The sequence below is a fragment of the Paraburkholderia lebeckiae genome (assembly GCF_050436325.1).
Taxonomy (GTDB): domain Bacteria; phylum Pseudomonadota; class Gammaproteobacteria; order Burkholderiales; family Burkholderiaceae; genus Paraburkholderia; species Paraburkholderia tuberum.
In genome coordinates this window covers 3,204,053-3,225,277 of sequence record NZ_JBNDLZ010000003.1, presented here as the reverse complement: position 1 = coordinate 3,225,277, position 21,225 = coordinate 3,204,053, and the positions used below count along the sequence as shown (strand labels likewise).

At 64.7% G+C, this 21,225-nt stretch carries 19 protein-coding genes, 1 tRNA gene and 1 riboswitch; of the genes, 10 read left to right on the top strand and 10 right to left on the bottom strand.

The annotated features are described in order from the left end of the window. Positions 1-194 precede the first annotated feature (194 nt). From waaF to OKW44_RS32855, 4 genes are all read left to right on the top strand, one after another. The gene (waaF, locus tag OKW44_RS32870; RefSeq protein ID WP_018421708.1) at positions 195-1,220 is read left to right on the top strand and encodes a lipopolysaccharide heptosyltransferase II; all 1,026 of its coding nucleotides are present in this window, start codon (positions 195-197) and stop codon (positions 1,218-1,220) included. A gap of 167 nt (positions 1,221-1,387) precedes the next feature. Further along, the gene (locus OKW44_RS32865) at positions 1,388-1,834 is read left to right on the top strand and encodes a nuclear transport factor 2 family protein (RefSeq protein ID WP_018421709.1); all 447 of its coding nucleotides are present in this window, start codon (positions 1,388-1,390) and stop codon (positions 1,832-1,834) included. A gap of 52 nt (positions 1,835-1,886) precedes the next feature. Beyond that, entirely contained in the window at positions 1,887-2,939 is a 1,053-nt protein-coding gene (locus OKW44_RS32860) for a hydrolase (RefSeq protein ID WP_204357142.1), read from the top strand. Further along, positions 2,932-3,507 carry a DUF2946 family protein gene (locus OKW44_RS32855; RefSeq protein ID WP_018421711.1) on the top strand — a complete coding sequence of 192 codons (576 nt, stop codon included), beginning with the start codon at positions 2,932-2,934 and terminating at the stop codon, positions 3,505-3,507. Before OKW44_RS32860 ends, OKW44_RS32855 begins: the two co-directional genes overlap by 8 nt. Before the next feature lie 30 nt (positions 3,508-3,537). On the opposite strand, the gene OKW44_RS32850 is transcribed toward OKW44_RS32855, so the two are convergent. Next, entirely contained in the window at positions 3,538-5,271 is a 1,734-nt protein-coding gene (locus tag OKW44_RS32850; RefSeq protein ID WP_026226023.1) for a M48 family metalloprotease, read from the bottom strand. Between the two features lie 186 nt (positions 5,272-5,457). Here OKW44_RS32850 and moaC point away from each other — a divergent pair, with 186 nt between their 5' ends. Further along, a complete protein-coding gene (gene moaC, locus OKW44_RS32845; protein WP_018421713.1) occupies positions 5,458-5,937 on the top strand; it encodes a cyclic pyranopterin monophosphate synthase MoaC in 480 nt (159 codons plus the stop codon). Between the two features lie 31 nt (positions 5,938-5,968). Further along, positions 5,969-6,319 carry a nucleotide pyrophosphohydrolase gene (locus OKW44_RS32840; RefSeq protein WP_026226024.1) on the top strand — a complete coding sequence of 117 codons (351 nt, stop codon included), beginning with the start codon at positions 5,969-5,971 and terminating at the stop codon, positions 6,317-6,319. Positions 6,320-6,373: 54 nt separating this feature from the next. Here OKW44_RS32840 and OKW44_RS32835 read toward each other — a convergent pair whose 3' ends face one another. The 8 genes from OKW44_RS32835 to recA form a co-directional block, all read right to left on the bottom strand. Continuing rightward, positions 6,374-8,158 carry a PglL family O-oligosaccharyltransferase gene (locus OKW44_RS32835; protein WP_026226025.1) on the bottom strand — a complete coding sequence of 595 codons (1,785 nt, stop codon included), beginning with the start codon at positions 8,156-8,158 and terminating at the stop codon, positions 6,374-6,376. Positions 8,159-8,320: 162 nt separating this feature from the next. Beyond that, positions 8,321-8,944, bottom strand: coding sequence for a pilin (locus OKW44_RS32830; protein ID WP_018421716.1), 624 nt, complete (start codon positions 8,942-8,944; stop codon positions 8,321-8,323). A 157-nt stretch (positions 8,945-9,101) separates the two neighbouring features. Next, positions 9,102-9,806 (bottom strand): TerC family protein, encoded by a 705-nt coding sequence (locus OKW44_RS32825; RefSeq protein ID WP_026226026.1) that lies wholly within the window; start codon positions 9,804-9,806, stop codon positions 9,102-9,104. Between the two features lie 165 nt (positions 9,807-9,971). Continuing rightward, positions 9,972-10,853: a succinate--CoA ligase subunit alpha gene (gene sucD, locus OKW44_RS32820; RefSeq protein WP_018421718.1), complete on the bottom strand. Its 882-nt coding sequence runs from the start codon at positions 10,851-10,853 to the stop codon at positions 9,972-9,974. Positions 10,854-10,983: 130 nt separating this feature from the next. Then, positions 10,984-12,153, bottom strand: coding sequence for an ADP-forming succinate--CoA ligase subunit beta (sucC, locus tag OKW44_RS32815; protein ID WP_013090442.1), 1,170 nt, complete (start codon positions 12,151-12,153; stop codon positions 10,984-10,986). Positions 12,154-12,208: 55 nt separating this feature from the next. Continuing rightward, on the bottom strand, positions 12,209-12,883 hold the full coding sequence (locus OKW44_RS32810) for a DUF2889 domain-containing protein (RefSeq protein WP_026226027.1): 675 nt from the start codon (positions 12,881-12,883) through the stop codon (positions 12,209-12,211). A 130-nt stretch (positions 12,884-13,013) separates the two neighbouring features. Next, positions 13,014-13,781 (bottom strand): recombination regulator RecX, encoded by a 768-nt coding sequence (recX, locus tag OKW44_RS32805; RefSeq protein ID WP_018421720.1) that lies wholly within the window; start codon positions 13,779-13,781, stop codon positions 13,014-13,016. 7 nt (positions 13,782-13,788) lie between these two features. Continuing rightward, the gene (gene recA / locus OKW44_RS32800; RefSeq protein ID WP_018421721.1) at positions 13,789-14,865 is read right to left on the bottom strand and encodes a recombinase RecA; all 1,077 of its coding nucleotides are present in this window, start codon (positions 14,863-14,865) and stop codon (positions 13,789-13,791) included. Positions 14,866-15,120: 255 nt separating this feature from the next. Between recA and OKW44_RS32795 the strand changes: the two genes are divergently transcribed. The 4 genes from OKW44_RS32795 to OKW44_RS32780 all read left to right on the top strand — a co-directional run bounded on the left by OKW44_RS32795 (position 15,121) and on the right by OKW44_RS32780 (position 19,498). Then, positions 15,121-15,900, top strand: a complete 780-nt coding sequence (locus OKW44_RS32795; protein WP_018421722.1) for a response regulator transcription factor — start codon at positions 15,121-15,123, stop codon at positions 15,898-15,900. Positions 15,901-15,909: 9 nt separating this feature from the next. Beyond that, entirely contained in the window at positions 15,910-17,469 is a 1,560-nt protein-coding gene (locus OKW44_RS32790) for a sensor histidine kinase (RefSeq protein WP_018421723.1), read from the top strand. 207 nt (positions 17,470-17,676) lie between these two features. After that, complete coding sequence (locus OKW44_RS32785; RefSeq protein WP_018421724.1) at positions 17,677-19,335, top strand: MFS transporter; 1,659 nt, start codon at positions 17,677-17,679, stop codon at positions 19,333-19,335. Between the two features lie 86 nt (positions 19,336-19,421). After that, positions 19,422-19,498 (top strand) — tRNA-Met (locus OKW44_RS32780). A 90-nt stretch (positions 19,499-19,588) separates the two neighbouring features. Here OKW44_RS32780 and OKW44_RS32775 read toward each other — a convergent pair. Next, positions 19,589-20,800, bottom strand: a complete 1,212-nt coding sequence (locus OKW44_RS32775; protein ID WP_026226028.1) for an MFS transporter — start codon at positions 20,798-20,800, stop codon at positions 19,589-19,591. Positions 20,801-21,098: 298 nt separating this feature from the next. Next, a riboswitch (guanidine-I (ykkC/yxkD leader) is annotated at positions 21,099-21,198 on the top strand. Positions 21,199-21,225: the final 27 nt, after the last annotated feature.

Here is a 21,225-nt window from a genome sequence, read left to right as displayed (position 1 = left end):
CATCGAGCGGTTCTGAGCCAGCTTGCGCGGCACGAGGCGCGCGTTTTGAATCACGCGCTCGCCGCGCCGCCATCGCGGCGCGTCTGGGCAAACGGCATCGCGCCGTGCGGCTTTCCGCTTTCCCCATTTACCTATCCGAGTGCCGCGCGCATCGCGCGCGCGGCGCTTGTTATCGACACCGGACACTCACTCTGATGCGTCGCGCGTTGGTTATCGCACCGAACTGGATCGGTGACGCATTGATGGCGCAGCCGCTGTTTGCGCGCCTCGTGAAATTGCATCCGCGCATCGTCATCGACGCGGTCGCGCCCAGCTGGGTTGCACCCGTGCTCGAACGCATGCCGGAAATCCGCGACGTCTACGCGACCGATCTCGCCCACGGCAAGCTGCAGATGCTGCGCCGCTGGCAGCTGTCGAGCGATCTGCGCGACGTCGGCTACGACGCGGCCTACGTGCTGCCGAATTCGTTCAAGTCGGCGCTGATTCCGTGGCTGGCGGGCATTCCGCTGCGCATCGGCTACACCGGCGAGAGTCGCTACGGCGTGCTGAACGTGCGTCACGCGAATCCGCGCAAGGACGCCCGCCCGCCGATGGTCGGCCACTACGCCGCCCTCGCCTATGCGCCAGGCGCCAAGGTCCCCGAAGATCTGCCGATGCCGCGCCTCGACACGGACCTGAACGAGGCCTCGCGTGTGTCGGCGCGCTTCAATCTCGATACGCGCGTGCCGCTGCTGGTGTTCTGCCCCGGCGCAGAATACGGTCCAGCGAAGCGCTGGCCGCCCGAGCACTTCGCGTCGCTCGCGCAGATGGTCGGCCAGTCGTTCCCGTACACGCAAATCGTCGCGCTCGGCTCGCCGAAAGACGCGCCGCTCGCGCAAGCGATCGCCGAGAAAGCGCCGAACGTGCGCAACCTGTGCGGCCAGACCGCACTCGGCGAGGCCTGCGCGCTGATCTCGCGGGCCAACGCGGTCGTCACCAACGACTCCGGACTGATGCACGTCGCCGCCGCGCTGCGCCGCCCGCTCGTGGCCGTCTACGGTTCGACCGATCCGCGCCACACCCCGCCCTTGTCCGAGCTCGCGAAGGTACAATGGCTTCATCTCGAATGCAGCCCCTGTTTTGAGCGCGAGTGCCCGCTCGGTCATCTGAACTGTCTGAAGCAGCTGAGCGCCGAGCAGGTTTTCGGCGATTTGCGCGGCATGCTGCTCGCGCAGCGCTGAGCCGACTGGTACTTGCACGCAACACCGCACGCCCCCTGAGCGCGTCGCGTCATGTTCGCGCCTTGCGGCACGGGCAAGCTGACGCCGGGGGCGATGGTCCGGCGCTCTGGACCGTCCCGCTACCGCTGACCCGCAACCGCGCGCCGCGCACAAGAGACTGACGAGCCATGCCACGTTTTGCCCACATCTTCGAAGCCGCCGCCGATACCCTGAACGCCTACTATCAGGCCGTCGCCGAGGTCAATATCGACAGCTTGATGGGCTTGTGGATCGACGAGGAGTTCGTCAGCTGCATCTGCGCGGACGGCTCGCATCTGCACGGCCTCGAGAGCATCCGCAATGGCTTGCAGGTCCAGCTCGAAGCGCTGCCGGTGTCGATCGAGCCGCTCGACATCCGCGTCTACGACAGCCTCGGCACCGTCGTCTATGCGATTGCCGAGGCGCATCGTCCGGCCGACCCGACCGCCACGCCCGCGATGGTCTTCACCACCTACGTGATGGTCCATGAACGCGGCGAGTGGCGCATTGCGCATATTCACGCAAGCCCGATGCCGAACGAGACCGCCAGCCAGTTTGCGACGAAGATGCGGCATGGCCAGGGCCCGCTGCACTGACGCGCGGCACCACGACAGATTCAGAATCACGTTTTCTCGTTTTTCCGCCGGTATGAGTTCGACGCCACATAAACCCGCTTCCTCCGGTACGGCCCCCATCAAGGTGGCGGCCGCCGTCGAGGCGACCGTCGAACTGCTGTACCGCGCGCCGCTGTGGCTGCCGAACCGGCATGTGCAGACGATCGTCCCGTCGCTGTTCGCGCGCCGCCCCGCGGTATCGTTTCGCCGTGAGCGCTGGGACACCCCTGACGGCGATTTCATCGATCTCGACTGGGTCGCGCACGATACTCCGCCCACCGACACCGCGCCGCTCTTCGTGCTGTTTCACGGCCTCGAAGGCAGTTCGTCGTCGCACTACGCGGTCGCGCTGATGGCCGCCGCGCGCGAATACGGCTGGCACGGTGTGGTGCCGCACTTTCGCAGTTGCAGCGGCCCGCTGAACCGGCTGCCGCGCTTCTACCATCTCGCCGACAGCAACGAGGTCGACTGGATCCTGCGCCGCCTGCGCGCCGCGCATCGCGGGCCGGTGGTCGCGGCGGGCGTGTCGCTCGGCGGCAACGTGCTGCTGCGCTGGCTCGGTGAGCGGCAAGCCGATGCGGCGCAGGTGGTAGCCGCCACTGCCGCGATTTCGACACCGATCGACGTCCATGCGGGCGGCCGTGCGCTGTCGCAGGGCTTCGGCCTCGTCTACACGCGCAGCTTCCTGAAGACGCTGAAGCGCAAGGCCAGCCAGAAGCTCGAGCAGTTCCCGGGCCTGTTCGATCGCGACGCGATGCTCGCGAGCCGCACGATGTACGAGTTCGACAACGTCGTGACCGCGCCGCTGCACGGCTTTCGCGATACCGACGACTACTGGAGCATCGCAACCACCCGCCCGCTGCTGCCGCACATTCAGGTGCCGACGCTCGTGCTCAACGCGCGCAACGACCCGTTCCTGCCGGCCGAAGCGCTGCCGTCACGGCACGAGGTGTCGGCGGCGGTCGAGCTTTATCAGCCTGAGCACGGCGGCCACGCGGGCTTCATGACCGGGCCGTTCCCGGGCCGCATCGACTGGCTGTCGCGGCGCGTGTTCGGCTATCTGGAGCGACACGTCGATCATGGATGACATCGTCAAACAGGCGCTCGCCAAATGGCAGAACGTGCCGAGTTGCACCGGCTGGCTGATGCTCGACCGGCGCGGCAATTGGCGCATGCGTGACGAAGCGGCCCAGGCGAGCGGCGCGCCCGGCGTGCCGATCCGGCATGAGGCGCTGCTTGGCTTCATCAACCGGAACTACGAGGCCGATGAGCGCGGGCAGTGGTTTTTTCAAAACGGACCACAGCGCGTGTATGTCGAGCTGGCTTATACGCCGTGGGTGGTCCGATTGTCCGCGCACGCGGATGGAACGCTCGCGCTGCACGACCAGGGCGGCGGCGCATTCGAGCCGGCGGCGGTGTTCGTGGATGAAGACGGCGGCATTCTGTTTGCCGATCGCTCGCAGCCAGCACGTATCGCGGTGCTGCACGATCACGACCTCGAGATCTTCTCCGATCACGCGACGCTCGCCGACGATGGCTCATTGAGCGGTGCGTTCCACTGGAGTGTTCAGCGCACCTTGCCGCTGCAAAGCGTGCGACGCGATCAGGTGGCCGCGCGCTTTGGCTTCGTTGCGAGCCCGGCGGCGCAGGTCTGACGCGCACAGCGGCGCGCGCTCACGTCCACCCTACCCTTTCTCGTCGAGCCGCTCCTCCTTGTAGCGGCTCTCCATCTCGTGCAGGCGCGCGTCGACGGTCGCGAGGTCGTAATAGCCGATCGTCTTCAGGTCGCGCGCGTCCTTCAGTTGCCGGATCGCCGATGGCCACGCGCCCTCCAGCGCGAACTTCTCCGCCATCGCGCGATGCTGCGTCAATGCATCGCCACTGCTCGCGCTCGCCTGCGCGAGATAGAGCCACCACGCGGGTTGATCGGGATGCGCACGGGTCTCCTGCTTCGCGAGCGCCTGCGCGTCGGTGAAGCGATGCAGCGTCAACAGCGTGCGGATATGCATGTCGATCGCCGCGTTCGATTGCGGCCAGCGCTTCTGCGCGAGCTCGGCGAGACGCGCGGCTTCGTCGGCGTGACCGGCACTCCGTGCGATGTCGGTCGCGAGCACGTCGAGGCTCGGCGAATCGCGCTCGGGCTCGCCTTGCGCGCGCGCGCCCGAGACGAACGTCGCGCGCGCGTTCGCGAGCGAGGCCGCCGCGTCGTCGTAGCGCTCGAGCAGCATCTGCCCGTAAGCGATGCCGTACCAGTTCGCCGCGACGTTCAGCGCGGTGCGGTCCTCGATTTCCGAGCGCAGCCGCGAAATCTCGTCCGCGTATTCGTTGCGCGAATGGTCCTGCAACAGACGCGAACGCGCCCGCACGAAGCCGTACTCGGGGTCCTGATGCGGTTGCCGATATGGCGCGCCGCGCGCGCGGTCCTCCATGTCGGCGATTCGCTCGCCGGTCAGCGGATGCGTACGCGCGTAGGCCGGAACGCCGTTTTCGTTCATCGCCGCGCGGTCGAGCCGGTGGAAGAACGTGGGCATCGCGTAGGGATCGTAACCGGCGCCGGCGAGCAGCAGAAAACCGACGCGGTCCGCCTCCTGCTCGGCCGATCGCGAGAAGCGCAGTCGACTGTCGACCGCATACGCCTCGCTGCCGAGCGCGATCGCGCTGCCGAGGTCGCCGCTATGCGCGAGTACGCCTGCCAGCACGCCGAACAGCACACCGACGAGCGCCGCGTAGCCGCCGCGCTCGCCGTTCGAGATCATCCGCGAGATGTGCCGCTGCAGCACGTGCCCCATCTCGTGACCGAGCACCGACGCGAGCTCGGACTCCGTCTGCGTCGTCACGATCAGCCCCGTGTTCACGCCGATGAAACCGCCCGGCAGCGAAAAGGCGTTGATCTGCGCGTCGCGCACCGCGAACAGCTCGAAATCCGGACGATAGCCACCGATGTACAGCGCGCTGGCCGCTGCCGCGAGCTTGGCGGCGACCGAATTAAGATAGTCGCGCACGAGCCAGTCGTCGAGATAGTCGGGGTCGCGGCGTATCTCACGCATCACGCGCTCGCCGAGCTTGCGTTCGGCCTGTGGAGTCAGCGAGCCGGCGCCGCCGCTGCCGAGATCGGGCAACTGCTGCGCGACGATCGGCGCGCGCCAGTCGTTGCTGCCGGTTTTCCCGCCAGTGCCACCGCTACCGCCGCCATTGAAAAAGCGGCTTTGCGCGCCGCCGTAGGTGCCGAACACGCCGCGCGCGATGTCGGGCGGCAGGATCGGATCGGCATGCGCGTCGCTCGGGCCGCTCACTAGCGGCGCCTCGGACGATGACGTTCCCGGCACGATGGCCGACCCGCCCGTCGATTGCGCGAACGCGCCCGGCGGCATCGCGAGCGCGACGGATAGCAACGCAGCGAGGAATCGTTTTGAATGCATCGCGAAGCCGGTCTGACGAAGTCGAAAACGCCGCGCGTAGCCCGGACTAAGATAACGGGCAAGGGCGTCGCAGGACGCGTACGAGGCAAAACTCAGAGCACGACACAGCGCAAGCGGAATCAGTCGCCGCGACGATTCGAGGCCGCGCCGCACTGCTATGATAGGCGCCCTCTGAAGGAGTCAACCATGCCTGAACTCACACATTTCGATGCGGCCGGCGACGCGCATATGGTGGACGTCGGCGGCAAGCAGGAGACCAGGCGCATCGCGATCGCGCGTGGCTCGATCCGCATGCTGCCCGACACGTTCGCGCTGATCCGCGACGGCAACGCCAAAAAGGGCGACGTGATCGGCATCGCGCGGATCGCGGCGATCCAGGCCTCGAAGCGCACCGCCGATCTGATTCCGCTGTGTCATCCGCTCGCGCTGACACGCGTGAAGGCCGATTTCGAACTCGACGAGCAGATGCCCGGCGTGCATTGCACGGTCCAGGTCGAGACGTTTGGACGCACGGGCGTCGAAATGGAGGCGCTTACCGCCGTGCAGATCGGGCTGCTGACCGTGTACGACATGTGCAAGGCGGTGGATCGCGGCATGACCATCACCGATGTGAAGGTGATGGAAAAGCATGGCGGCAAATCGGGGGATTGGGTGGCGCAAGCTTGACGCGCGGTTCGACAACTATCCGGATAGCGACATGACCATCGACGAACTGCTCGAGCAGCTACTGGCGTTTCGCGACGCGCGCGACTGGCGGCAGTTTCACACGCTGCGCAATCTGATCGTCTCCACCGGCATCGAAGCCGGCGAGCTGTTGGAGACGATTCAGTGGAAGACCGATGCGCAGATCGACGCGCTGCTCGGTGATCCCGCGCAATCGACGAACCTCAGGCACGAGTGCGCCGACGTGTTCATGTACCTGCTGCTGGTTGCCCATACCGCAGGCTTCGACCTCGTCGACGCGGCAGCGGAAAAATTGAAGCTGAACGAAGCGCGCTACCCCATCGACAAGTCGAAAGGCACGGCCGCGAAGTATTCCGAGCTTTGAAGTTGACGCGAACAAGCACCTTGACGCGAGCATGCCCAAGCCTGCGCGGCACGATCAATCTTCGTCGCTGTCGTCATCCGGCGTCGCATCGGCCGCCGGTCTGCCGTAGCGCTTCACCAACTGCTCCTTGAAGCCCGCGAGCGACTTCTGCTCGTCGACGAGCTGGTAGAGATAGCCGAGCTGCGCCGGCCAGTCTTTCAATTCCTCGGCGAAGATCCGCAAGCGTTCGACCGTATCGAGCGCCGCCGCGGTATCGCCGGTCAGCGCCTGCAGCACCGCGTAGCGACGCAGCACCGTCTCGCCCGGCAACAGCGCGATCGCCTGCTTGTGCATCGCGAGCTTGCGCTGCAGGTTCAGCGGATTCATCGGTTGCAGCGTCGCGAGACCGTATTCGCCCCACGCGCCGAACATGAACGACGGATCGGCGGCGTACTGCTCGGCCGGACGCGCGCCGTAGTAGAGCACCTCGGCACGCGCATAGTCGCGATACACCGGATACAGCGCGGCGAGTCCGCCGAACACCACCACCGCGAAGGCGCCGAGCGACAGATTCGCCGGCACCGCGCGCAACGGCCGCGTTTCGAGCAGGCCGAACACGAACATCGCGGGCAACAGGAAGAACATGTACTGCTGCGGATACTCGACGAGCGCATGCATCGTCAGCACGCCGATCAGCGCGATGCCGAACACGCGCGCGGCGCTTTGCGGCGCACGCACGACGCGCACGAGCCACGCGACGAGACCCACGAGCACGATCGCGAGACCGATCAGACCGGTTTTCGCGAGCAGGTCGACGAAAATGTCGTGCGAGTTGTTGGCGATTTCGACGCCGCCCAGCTGCTTGACGAGCTCGAATTGATGGCTCGGAAATTCGCCCCAGCCGACGCCGAGCAGCGGATGCTGCTTGAACATCGTCCAGCCGTATTTCAACAGCGCGAGGCGCGGCGCGATCTGGCCGGCATCCTGGAAGCGCTCGGCCGCCGACTGCCCGAGTTCGAGGTGAAAGCGCACGTTGGCCCAACGGATCAGCGCATTGACCACGAAGAACAGCACCGCGAGCGCGATCGGGACCAGCCATTCACGGTTGCTGCGGCGCAGTTTCGGTTCGTTGCGCGTCTGCGCGAAGGCCATCCAGAAGCCGGCCACGACGATCACGCCCATCTGCAGCCACGGACCCCGCGACACGGTCAGCGCGAGGCCGACCGAGAAAATCGTCGACACGAGCAGCCAGATGGGCACCGCGATGCGGCGCGTCTGCACGAGGTACAGCGCGCCCGCCATCGCGAACGCGATATACGTCGCGAGGTGGTTCGCCTGCGCCATGTTGCCGAACGGCCGGCGCTCGACGGTCATGTTGTACGCGACGACGAGCGGAGCCACGCGCGTCTCGAGGTGAAACAGCTGGATCACCTGACTGAACACCGCGAACAGACCGCCGACGATCAACGCCGCCGCCGCCCAGCGCAACGCGGTCTCGTCGAGCTTCACGCGCGTGAAGCCGTAGCCCACATGCACGGCCATCCACGCAGCGAGCAGGAAGCCCGCGCCGAGCCAGTTCATCGATGGCTCCGCGACCGGCAGAACCAGCGTCTGCACGACCAGCACGAGGCCGAACAGCAAAGGCACGAGCGCGACCGTGGGCGACGCGAAGCTCACGCGCGGCCGGGTGGTCGCGACCAGCAGCACGATGGCCGCCCCGGTCAGCAGAAACAGCGCGAGCGAGGTGAATTCGGCGTAGAAGGTTGGGATCGGATACGTATGGTTGGCAACCGCGTAGGGCAGGATCAACGCAAGAGCCAGCAGTACGAGAGACAGGTAGCGTGCGAAAGGGGTGGGCATCGAATCAACGGTGGGCGTCAGCAACCGGCGCACTATACAAAAATTTCGTTGCACTGTGCGCCGGTCCGGCCGAAATAGGCTGAAAATCAGCCCTTTACGTTGTGGCTTCGACTCATCCAGTCAGCGCTCGGCTGCTGTCTCGTTCACTTACTCATTTGCCCCTTATGAACGGCATTCGGGCGGCGCCAGATTCGCGGCGAGCGTCGGCGCTTCGCTTGGCATCGGCCCCGAACCCGGCGCCGGCAACGACGACGCGCTCTTGCCGCTCGCAAAGCATTCCCACGTCAGCGCGCCGGTCTGCACCGCATCCTTGCTCAACGCGACGCGCGCGCTCGGCGCATCGACGTTGTCCGGGACCGACGGCACCAGCGTCATGGTGTTTGCGCCGGCCTGCGCGACACGCGTCGAGTACGTGATCGTGATCTGACCAGTGTCGTCGTCGATCTGGATGGACTCGACGTTGCGCGTGGCGGGGGGCGACGCATAACCGCCGCTGAACGCGTTGCCGCTCGCGGCGTTTTCGGCCACCGCGAGCCGCGCCGACGCCGCGAGCGACAAACCCTCGCCGACCCGGCTGCGCGCCAGATAGTCCTGATACGCGGGAATCGCGTAGGCCGCGATCACGCCGACGATCGCGAGCACGATCATCAACTCGATCAGCGTGAAGCCGACGCCGCAGCGGCGGCAGATGCGCGGGAACCAGCTCGCGCGCCAGCGTGCGCGGCGCGACCTACGCGGGAATTGCGTCGATTGAGAGTATGGGGAATATGGCAGGGTAACGATCATCGGCAGACTCCTGATACGAGAAACGCCTGGCCCGTGGATCGGGAACAGGCGTTTCAATCGTAGCGAGCGAAGCTCGCGCGTCACAGTCAGCCGGATGGCCAGGCTTGCATTCGGACGGCATCACGAAGCAGGCTGCGATGCAGCGTCAACGCCATGCTCACACCGCCGCGCGTTTCGCGTTACGGCGCTTCAACAGATAACCGACGATCACGACGAACAGCGCGCCCGCGATGCTCATCCCGTATTCGGCGACTGGCGTGTCGAGGATGGGCCAGCGGTCGCCGGCCGGGTCGTTGACCATCAGACCACCCGCGATCCAGCCGAGCAGGCCCGCGCCGAACAGTACGATGCCCGGAAAGCGATCGAGCAGCTTCAGAATCAGCTGGCTGCCCCACACGATCAGCGGAATGCTCACGACGAGGCCAAAGATCACCAAAGCCAACCGGTGCTCGTGCTCCGCGGCTTCGGCCGCGCCCGCAATCGCGATCACGTTGTCGACGCTCATCACCGCATCCGCGATGATGATCGTCTTCACCGCCGAGATCAGCTTGTCGGCCGGCTTCACGTTGTCGTGAGCGTCGTGCGCCGGCGCGAGCAGGCGCACGCCGATCCACAGCAGCAGCAAGCCTCCCGCGAACTTCAGGAACGGCACGTCGAGCAGCACGACCGCGAACGCGATCAGCACGACGCGCAGCGCGATCGCGCCGGCGGTCCCCCACACGATGCCACGCATGCGCTGCGACTGCGGCAGGTTGCGGCAGGCGAGCGCAATGACGACCGCGTTATCGCCGCCGAGCAGAACGTCGATGACGATGATCTGAAAGACCGAGCCCCAATGGAGGGTCGTGAAAAATTCGAGCATGGAAAGAAGCATAAGAAAAATCGACCGCGCGGGCAGAACCGCGGCGCAAGCGCGGACGAAAAAAAAACGGAGGAGTCTGCACTCCCCCGCTTTTCGGGACCGCCCGCTCACGAAAGGAGTTCGTAAGCGTATCAAAATCGCGCGCCAACGGCACGCGAATTCGATTTACAGCATCGCCTTCAGAAGACGCGCCATTTCCGACGGGTTCTTCGTGACCTTGATACCGCACGCGTCCATGATTTCCAGCTTCGCTTCGGCGGTGTCCGCACCGCCCGAGATCAGCGCGCCGGCGTGGCCCATGCGCTTGCCCGGAGGCGCCGTGACGCCAGCGATGAAGCCGACCACCGGCTTCTTCATGTTGTCCTTGATCCAGTGCGCGGCGTTCGCCTCGTCCGGACCGCCGATTTCGCCGATCATGATGACGGCGTCCGTATCCGGATCGTCGTTGAACATCTTCATCACGTCGATATGCTTCAGACCGTTGATAGGGTCGCCGCCGATACCGACTGCCGACGACTGGCCAAGGCCGATCGCGGTCAGTTGGCCGACTGCTTCATACGTCAGCGTGCCCGAACGCGACACGACGCCGATGCGGCCCTTGCGGTGGATGTGACCCGGCATGATGCCGATCTTCAGCTCGTCCGGCGTGATCGTGCCCGGGCAGTTCGGTCCGAGCAGCAGCGTCTTGCGGTTTTCGCGACGCATACGGTCCTTGATCTCGATCATGTCGCGGACGGGAATGCCTTCCGTGATACAGATTGCGAGATCCAGATCGGCTTCGACTGCTTCCCAGATTGCGGCGGCAGCGCCTGCCGGCGGAACGTAAATCACCGACACGGTCGCGCCCGTCTCAGCCTTGGCTTCAGCGACGCTCGCGTAGATGGGGATGCCTTCGAAATCTTCGCCGGCCTTCTTCGGGTTCACGCCCGCGACGTACGCTTCGCGGCCGTTTGCGTATTCACGGCAAGCACGCGTGTGGAACTGACCGGTCTTGCCGGTGATGCCCTGCGTGATGACCTTGGTGTCTTTGTTGATCAGAATCGACATGTATTGACCTCTGTTCGTTTGGCGTCGCGCGATAGCGCCACTCGGCGCGATGCTTCACGCCTGTGTCGCTCGCGCGCCGCCACTCGTAAACCTGGCAAATGAGCTGGTAAATGCGCCGTGGACAGCTGGCTTACGCCTTGCCCGAAGCAGCCGCGACGACCTTCTGAGCCGCCTCTTCCATGCTGTCCGCCGAGATGATCGGCAGGCCGGATTCGGCGAGCATCTTCTTGCCCAGGTCTTCGTTCGTGCCCTTCATGCGGACCACGAGCGGCACCTTCAGCGACACGGCCTTCGACGCCGCGATCACGCCTTCCGCGATCACGTCGCAGCGCATGATGCCACCGAAGATGTTGACCAGAATCGCGGTCAGGTTCGGGTTCTTCAGCATGATCTTGAACGCTTCGGTGACCTTCTCGGTCGTCGCGCCACCGCCGACGTCGAGGAAGTTCGCCGGTTCGCCGCCGAACAGCTTGATGGTGTCCATCGTTGCCATTGCGAGGCCGGCGCCGTTCACCAGACAGCCGATGTTGCCATCGAGCGAGATGTACGCGAGGTCGAACTTCGACGCTTCGATTTCAGCCGGATCTTCTTCGTCCAGATCGCGGTACGCGACGATTTCCGGGTGACGGAACAGCGCGTTCGAGTCGAAGTTGAACTTCGCGTCGAGTGCGATGACCTTGCCGTCGCCGGTCAGGATCAGCGGGTTGATTTCGGCGAGCGATGCGTCGGTTTCCCAGAATGCCTTGTACAGGCCTTGCAGGATCGCGCGAGCTTGCGGGATCGAAGCGTCGGGCACGCCGATCTTCTTCGCGAGGTCGTCTGCTTCCGAGTCCTTCAGGCCGGTCGACGGATCGACGGCAACCTTGTGGATCAGCTCAGGCGTCTTTTCCGCGACTTCTTCGACGTCCATGCCGCCTTCGCTCGACGCCATCACGACGATCTTCTGCGAAACGCGATCGATCACGAGACCGACATACAGTTCCTTCTTGATGTCAGCGCCTTCTTCGATCAGCAGGCGGTTCACCTTCTGGCCTTCCGGACCGGTCTGGTGCGTGACGAGCTGCATGCCGAGGATCTGGTTCGAGTACTCGCGAACCTGTTCCAGCGACTTGGCGACCTTGACGCCGCCGCCCTTGCCACGGCCACCCGCGTGAATCTGAGCCTTGACGACCCACACCGGGCCGCCCAGCTCTTCCGCGGCCTTGACCGCATCATCCACCGAGAAGACCGGCTTGCCGCGCGGTACCGCGACGCCGAATTTCCGCAGGATTTCCTTACCCTGGTACTCGTGAATCTTCATGCGTGATTCCCTTCAGTCTGAGAGTTGGATAGAACTTCGATTCCGTTGCCGCCGTTCAGGCCGACGCGTCGCCGCTTCGTTCGCTGGCCGCCGCGCCGTCCGACGAGGCCGCGCGTTGCGCCGGACGCGGTGCGTGGCCATACCAGCGCGGATAAAACTGTTTCACCGCCTCGCCGTCGAAACGCAGCGCGTGGCAGCGTCCCAGCTGGAATGGCGGTTTGTCGTTGGAATGCTCGCCTGTGCCGGTAGACGATTCGTCTCCCGAACCCGCGTTCGCGCCCGGCGTGCCGTCATCGGTGTTCCACACGTCGCCGGCGAACGCCTGGATCGCGGCGGTCGGCAGGATCGCGCACAACTCCGTGAGATGCGTGCAACCGGCCGTGCCGGCCAGCAAACGGGCAGCATCGCGACGGAAGTTGTGGAACAGATTGAGCCCGATGAGGGCACGGTAGGCGGGATTGCTGGCCTGGCACAACCCTGGATAGGGCACCCAGTCGGACGACGCCTCGGCGTCGACGACATTGAGCTTGCGATCGATGGTGATGCGAAGCCAGAGTTCATGGATCGGCTGACCATTGGGCCGGACACCCGACGCAAGCGCCACATCGCGTGGCTTTTCGTCGGTCAGGCATGCTTCCACATCCCACAGGCCATCGACTCGCTCGTAAGCTTCCGCTCTGATTGCGCGACGATGGCGCAACTGACGAGACACTGGCGGGGAGAGCGACATGCGGGAAGGAAAGGCCGGATTGGAAAACCGTTGGATTTTACCATAACGGGTATTTGGGACAGCCCCGATTGCGCACGGCCTGGCGCCAGGTTACAGCGCGGCAATTGCCCTACCCGTCGAGACTGGCGTGTTAGTCGCCGTCCCCGATGTCGTCGATACCCTTCAGGATCTTGCCGATCGTCGCGCCGGAGAAGCCGCGCGACGCGAGAAAGCGCGCCTGCTTCGCGCGCTCGGCTGGCGTTTGCGGCAACTGGCCGAACTTCTTGCGCCAGACCGCCTGGGCGCGCGCGAGCTCGGTTTCGCGCAATTGCGCGCTCGCCTCTTCGACGAGCGCCGCGTTGAGCGCGTGTTGCTTCAGTTCGCTGAGAATGCGGCTCGCGCCGAGCCGCGATGCGCGCCGATGGATCAGACTTTCCGCGAAGCGCGAGTCGGATAGCCAGTTTTCGGCCTGCAGCGTGTCGAGCACCGTGTCGAGCGAATCGGTTTCCTCGACGTAGGGCTTCAGCTTGCGGGCGAGTTCGGCGCGGCTATATTCGCGGCGCGACAGATAGCCGAGCGCGCGCGCTTTCAGCGAATGGGCGGGGCGTTGGGATTTTCTGCTGTCGTCTTCGTCGGACCGGCCCGGCTTCTCTTCGCCGGGTTGGCGGCGCGAGCGGGTGTACGTGACTTCGGAGGGGATTGGGGAATCGAGTCCGGAGGAATCCCGGCTGGACGACGCTGCAGCGGGTGGAGGCCGCGTACGCTGCGGGCCGCGGGCCGCGGCGCGGTCGTGTGCGTCGAACGATTCGAACGGATCGAATGGATCGCCGGAATCAGGCGATCCATCCGCCGCGTCGCGCGGGCCGTCCGGATAGCGTCCGGAGTCGGAACCGGACAGCGGCCGGCCTTTGCGTATCACTTGATGCTTACTCTTCTTCGCCCGCGACTTCAGCGTCCGCGCCAGTCACGGCGTTCGCCATCGCGGTGACGCCCAGCGATTCGCGGATACGGTTTTCGATTTCCCGAGCGATGTCCGGATTTTCGCGCAGGAATTCACGCGCGTTGTCCTTGCCCTGACCGATGCGCTCGCCGCTGTAGCTGTACCATGCGCCGGCCTTGTCGACGATCTTCGCCTGCACGCCGAGGTCGATGATTTCGCCCTGACGCGAAATGCCTTCGCCGTACAGGATGTCGAAAATCGCTTCGCGGAACGGCGGCGCCACCTTGTTCTTGACGACCTTCACGCGCGTTTCGTTGCCGATCACTTCGTCGTTCTTCTTGATCGAACCGATGCGGCGAATGTCCAGACGCACCGACGCGTAGAACTTCAGCGCATTGCCGCCCGTGGTGGTTTCCGGGTTGCCGAACATCACGCCGATCTTCATGCGGATCTGGTTGATGAAGATCACGAGGCAGTTCGTGCGCTTGATCGTGCCGGTCAGCTTGCGCAGCGCCTGCGACATCAGACGCGCCTGCAGACCCGGCAGCGAGTCGCCCATTTCGCCTTCGATTTCCGCCTTCGGCACCAGCGCCGCGACCGAGTCGATCACGATCATGTCGATCGAGCCCGAGCGCACCAGCGCGTCGGCGATTTCGAGCGCCTGTTCCCCAGTGTCTGGTTGCGAGACCAGCAGGTCGGCGACGTTCACGCCGAGCTTGCCCGCGTATTGAATGTCCAGCGCGTGTTCCGCGTCGATGAACGCCGCGGTGCCGCCGAGCTTCTGCATTTCGGCGACGACCTGCAGCGTCAGCGTGGTTTTACCGGACGATTCCGGACCGTAGATTTCGACCACGCGGCCGCGCGGCAAACCGCCGACGCCCAGTGCGATGTCGAGGCCGAGCGATCCGGTGGAGACCACCTGGATGTCTTCGACTGCCTCACCTGCGCCGAGCCGCATGACCGACCCTTTGCCGAACTGCTTTTCGATCTGCGCGAGCGCGGCGGCGAGAGCCTTGCTCTTTTCAGCAGTCAGTCCAGCCGAGCCTTTCTTGCTTTCTTCCATGAATCGTCCTTTGCTATGATGAACGGCGTCTGAGGCAGGTGTGCACCCGTGGTTCCACTCGAATTGAGCGGAGTCTCCAGGACATCACACGAAACGCAGACACTGTATAAAAAAACAGTAGTTTTGGCAAGCACGATTGTGATGCGAACGCGCATCTTTTACTGTCGCATCGCCCCAACTACCCACAATAATGTTCGGAGACCGCTGCGCGCCGGGGCAACCCCCACGGTGCCGGCAAAGCCAGGCTGGCGCATCATGCGAATTCTGATTGCCGAAGATGACAGCATACTCGCGGACGGTCTGGTTCGATCACTCCGCCAATCGGCCTATGCGGTCGATCACGTCAAAAGCGGCGTGGACGCCGATACCGCGTTGTCAATGCAGACGTTCGACCTATTGATCCTCGATCTGGGCCTGCCGCGCATGTCCGGGCTCGAGGTGCTGCGCCGCCTGCGCGCGCGCAATTCGAACCTGCCCGTACTGATCCTGACCGCCGCCGATAGTGTCGACGAACGCGTCAAGGGCCTCGACCTCGGCGCCGACGATTACATGGCCAAACCCTTCGCGCTGAACGAACTCGAAGCGCGCGTGCGCGCGCTGACACGGCGCGGAGCGGGCGGCGGCCCGACCGTCGTGCGGCATGGCTCGCTGTCGTTCGATCAGGTGGGCCGCATCGCCTACGTCAACGACCAGGCGATCGATCTGTCCGCGCGCGAGCTCGGGCTGCTCGAAGTGCTGCTGCAACGGATCGGCCGGCTGGTCTCGAAAGAGCAGCTCGTCGACCATCTGTGCGAATGGGGCGAGGAAGTCAGCAACAACGCGATCGAAGTCTACGTGCACCGACTGCGCAAGAAGATCGAACCGAGCGGCGTGCGCATCATCACCGTGCGCGGGCTCGGCTACTGTCTCGAAAAAGCGGCGCCGCCGGCAAATGCGAGCGCGCCCGCCACCCCGGCCGGTTCCGAGCCGCAAGCGGCACAAGCGTCAACCGCGCCGTCGTCCGCCGCGATGCCGGCGAGCCACCACTACAAATAGAGGCCAGCGATGTCCGCACGCGCTGATCGCGCCACGGCGCACGCGGCGGACCTCGACGAGGCGCGCGACGCGCGCTACGCCAATCCGTTCGCCCCGCCCGACGAAACCGAAGCCGCCGCCGAAGCGCGTCCGCGCTCGCTGTTCGGCGAAATTCTCGACTGGATGCTCGCGCCGCTGCTGCTGCTGTGGCCGATGAGCCTGGCGGTCACCTATCTGGTCGCAAAGTCGATCGCGAACGGGCCGTTCGACCGCGCGCTCGAAACCGATGCCTACGTCCTCGCGCGCCAGATCCATCCGGTCAACGGCGTCGCGGAGCTGTCGCTGCCCGAATCGACGCGCGATTTCCTGCGTGCCGACAACGTCGACAGCGTTTTCTTTCAGGTGCTCGGCACGCGCGGCGAACTCGTGGCCGGCGAGCGCGACATGCCGCTGCCGCACGAGGAGGACCGCCCGCCACCGGGCCTCGTCGAATTCCGCGACGACGTGCTGCGCGGCAACGACATCCGCGTCGCCTACACGACCGTCGAGTTTCCGCAGACGCCGGGCGCGCAGGCCGTGCTCGTGCAGGTCGCCGAAACGCTCGACAAGCGCAGCCAGCTCGCCAACGACATCATCAAGGGCGTGATCCTGCCGCAGTTCGTGATCCTGCCGCTCGCGATCCTGCTCGTGTGGTTCGGGCTGTCGCGCGGGCTCGAGCCGCTGCATGCGCTGCAGGCGCATATCCGCGCGCGCCGGCCGGACGATCTGTCGCCGCTCGAAGCGCGCCGCGCGCCGCCGGAAATCGAGCCGCTCGTCACGTCGTTCAACGATCTGCTCACGCGCCTCGAACAGAACATGGAGCTACAGAAGCGCTTCATCGCCGACGCCGCGCATCAGATGAAAACGCCACTGGCCGGCCTGCGCACCCAGGCCGAGCTCGCGCTGCGCCAGAACGCGTCGGCCGAGGTTCGTCGCTCGCTCGAACAGATCGCGACGAGCTCCGAGCAGGCCGCGCGGCTCGTCACGCAATTGCTCGCGCTGGCGCGCGCGGAGAACCGTCGATCGGGGCAGATCTTCACGCCGGTCGAACTCGGCGAACTCGCGCGCAGCGCGGTGCGCGAATGGGTGCCGGCCGCGCTCGCGAAGCAGATGGACATCGGCTACGAAGCGCCCGACGAGCCCGTCGAAGTCGCCGGCAATCCGGTGATGTTGCGTGAAATGCTGTCGAACCTGATCGACAACGCGATCCGCTATACGCCAGCGGGCGGCCGCATCACCGTGCGCGTGCGGCACGACGCCCCCGCGCGGCTCGTGCATCTGGAAGTCGAGGACACCGGGCTTGGCATTCCGGCCAGCGAGCGCTCGCGCGTGGTCGAGCGCTTTTACCGGATTCTGGGCCGCGAGGGCGACGGCAGCGGCCTCGGCCTCGCGATCGTGCGCGAGATTGCGGCAATGCACGGCGGCGAGCTCGCCATCGACGACAACGTCTACCAGGAGTCGCCGCCGCTCGCCGGCACACTGGTGCGCGTCAGCTTGCACGTGCTCGAACGGGGCGGGACTTACCCTAACGCGCCTCTATCGTCAGCTTGACGGTCAGCGTATTTTTAAGATACTTCAGCGCGGTTTGCGCGAACATACCAGCACATTAATGGAAATTGAACGCCTATTCGTCGGCTTACCGGACTACCCGAAGTTCAGGCGCCGAGTCAGAACGCCGTAAGTTTCCACTCCAATAATCGGTTGCACGGGAACGCCTGCGCCGGCGATCCGCGTGTATATCAATATTGGAGACGACATATGGCTACCGTTGGCGGGCAATTCTCGCGCGTGCCGATGACGCGCGATGAGAAGCGGGTGATCTTCGCATCGTCGCTGGGTACGGTTTTCGAGTGGTATGACTTTTATCTGGCCGGCTCGCTTGCGGCCTTCATCAGCAAGAGCTTCTTCTCCGGCGTCAATCCGACCGCGGCGTTCATCTTCACGCTGCTCAGCTTCGCGGCGGGCTTCGCGGTGCGGCCGTTCGGCGCGATCGTATTCGGGCGGCTCGGCGACATGGTCGGGCGCAAGTACACGTTCCTGATCACGATCGTCATCATGGGCTTGTCGACGTTTCTCGTCGGCTTCCTGCCGGGCTACGCGGCGATCGGCATCGCCTCGCCGGTGCTCTTCATCGCGATGCGCCTGCTGCAGGGTCTCGCGCTCGGCGGCGAGTACGGCGGCGCCGCGACCTACGTGGCCGAACACGCGCCGGCGAACCGCCGCGGCTTCTACACCGCATGGATCCAGACCACCGCCACGCTCGGTCTGTTCCTGTCGCTGCTCGTGATTCTCGGCGTTCGCACGTTCATGGGCGAAGACGCGTTCGGCGCCTGGGGCTGGCGCATTCCGTTCGTCGTGTCGATCCTGCTGCTCGCGGTGTCGGTGTGGATTCGCCTGCAACTGCATGAGTCGCCGGTGTTCGCGCGCATCAAGGCCGAGGGCAAGACCTCGAAGGCGCCGCTCTCCGAAGCGTTCGGCCAATGGAAGAATCTGAAGGTCGTGATTCTCGCGCTGCTCGGCCTGACGGCCGGCCAGGCTGTCGTCTGGTACACGGGCCAGTTCTACACGCTGTTCTTCCTCACGCAGACGCTGAGGGTCGACGGTTCGAGCGCCAACATCATGATCGCGCTCGCGCTGCTGATCGGCACGCCGTTCTTCCTGTTCTTCGGCTCGCTGTCGGATCGCATCGGCCGCAAGCCGATCATCATGGCCGGCCTGCTGATCGCCGCACTGACCTACTTCCCGCTGTTCAAGGCGCTCACGCACTACACGAACCCGGCGCTCGAAGCGGCAACCGCGAAGTCGCCGATCGTCGTGATCGCCGATCCGGCCGAGTGCTCGTTCCAGTTCAACCCGGTGGGCACGGCGAAGTTCACGAGCTCATGCGACATCGCGAAGGGCGCGCTGTCGCGAGCCGGCCTGAACTACGACAACGTCGCGGCGCCTGCCGGCACGATCGCGCAGATCCGCGTGGGCGATACGGTCGTCAACACGTTCGACGGCCGCGCCGCCGACGCGAAGGAGCAAGCCAAGACGTTCGAGAAGACGCTCGCCGCGACGCTGAAGGCCGCCGGCTACCCGCCGAAGGCCGATCCGGCTCAGATCAACTGGCCGATGAGCATCGTGATCCTGACGATCCTCGTGATTTACGTGACGATGGTCTACGGGCCGATCGCGGCGATGCTGGTCGAGATGTTCCCGACGCGCATCCGTTATACGTCGATGTCGCTGCCGTATCACATCGGCAATGGCTGGTTCGGCGGCTTTCTGCCGGCCACCGCGTTCGCGATCGTCGCGGCGAAGGGCAACATCTACTCGGGGCTCTGGTATCCGATCATCGTCGCATTGGTCACCTTCGTGATCGGCATGCTGTTCGTGCGCGAAACCAAGGACTCGGATATCTACGCGAAGGATTGAGTGGACCGACAGCCTGGGCTATCTGAAAAAGTGGTGAGGCGGGGGTTGACAGCCTCCGGTTGCCCCAGCATAATTTCGCTTCTTTCGGCGAATTAGCTCAGTCGGTTAGAGCGACGGAATCATAATCCGCAGGTCCGGGGTTCGAGTCCCTGATTCGCCACCAGCTTCAAGAAAAAGCCGCTGTCCCACAAGGACAGCGGCTTTTTTGTTTTGAAACGCTGCCACGAAGCCTGACGACCCCGGATAGGCCACGTCAGCTGAGGTCGTTACGCGATTCGGCCGGTGTCGGATGAAAGAACAGCAGCACCACGGTCATCAGACCGAAGGCTGCGCCCGCATAAAAGGTCGTGGCTGCGCCCAGACGTTCCCACAACTGGCCTGCGATAACGCTCGAAACCAGCGTCACGATGCCGCTCAGCAGATTGAAGAAACCGAACGCGGTCCCGCGCAGATGCGCAGGTGCCGTGTGCGCGACCATCGTGGCGAGCAGGCCTTGCGTCATCCCCATGTGCAGCCCCCACAGCGCCACGCCCACGACGACTACGCTCCAGCGGGTGCCGTGTGCCAGCACGAGGTCGGCGCCTATCAACACGATCAGACCACCTATCAGCAGCCGTGTATGCCGCATCGTGTCCGCGAGCTTGCCGAACGGATAAGCGGACAGCGCGTAGACGACATTCATTGCCACCATGACCAGCGGAACGAGCGCAATCGGTACGCCGCTGCCCATCGCACGAAGAACCAGAAAAGCCTCGCTGAATCGCGCCAACGCGAAAACAGCGCCTATCCCCACGACCCACCAGTAGTCCAAACCAAGCTCCCTGAGACTCTGCCACCGCACAGGATTGCTTCTTTTGGCGCGAGGCTCGTGCTCAGGCTCCGTGATACCAAACGTCAACAGCGCAACCGCGAGCGCACCGGGAATGACGGCAAGCCAGAAGGCAAGCCGAAAATTATCTGCCCATATCAGCATGATGAGAACGGCCAGCAGCGGTCCGAGGAACGCACCGACCGTATCGAGCGACTGGCGCAGGCCGAAGGCCGCGCCACGCAGGTGCTGCGGCGTGACATCCGCGATGAGTGCATCGCGAGGCGCACCGCGAATGCCCTTGCCGACACGGTCAATGACACGCGCCGTCACCACGACTCCAACCGACGGCGCAATGGCAAAAAGCGGCTTGCTCATTGCGCCGAGCGAATACCCGGCTACGGCGAGCCACTTTCGGTTGCCGAGGTAGTCACTCAGCGTTCCCGAAAACACCTTGACCATCTGGGCCGTGGCCTCCGCGATGCCCTCGATGAGCCCGATCGTGCCGGCGCCGGCGCCAAGGCTTGCCAGCAGAAACATCGGCAGCAGGCTGTGGATGATTTCGGATGAGATGTCCATGAAAAGACTCACACATCCTAGAACCCACACGCTGCGTGGAATCTGCCGGACGACATTGACTTGCGGTTCGTTTCGCATTCGATAGGGATGGCATCAAATAACACGTTCGAACGGCGCAGCCGCATGCGAGCAGCAAGGCAGCCCGCTACGACCGTTGCATCTTATCTGGCATCGCTGAGTCGGATACCCGTCCTCTCACGCCCGAATCGAGTGCACTCCCTGACACACATCAGTGCACACCTTCCCCGCCCCAGGGCAAAAACCTGCCCTTCGCCGCACAAGCTGACGACCAACCCGCGGTATGGCCCCTGGCACACTTCCCGCTTTAAAGAGCGCGCAAGGAGCCGGCGCAACCTCCGGTTCGACAAACAATCTGGAAATGGACGGCTAGGGTTCCGGCCTGCTTCACGCAGGTGCTGGTCCGAGAGCTGTCGACCTCAGGCGAGGTTACACGGCGGGACAAAAGCCCGGGAGAGAACGCGATGTTTGCGCTGCTCCCTGCC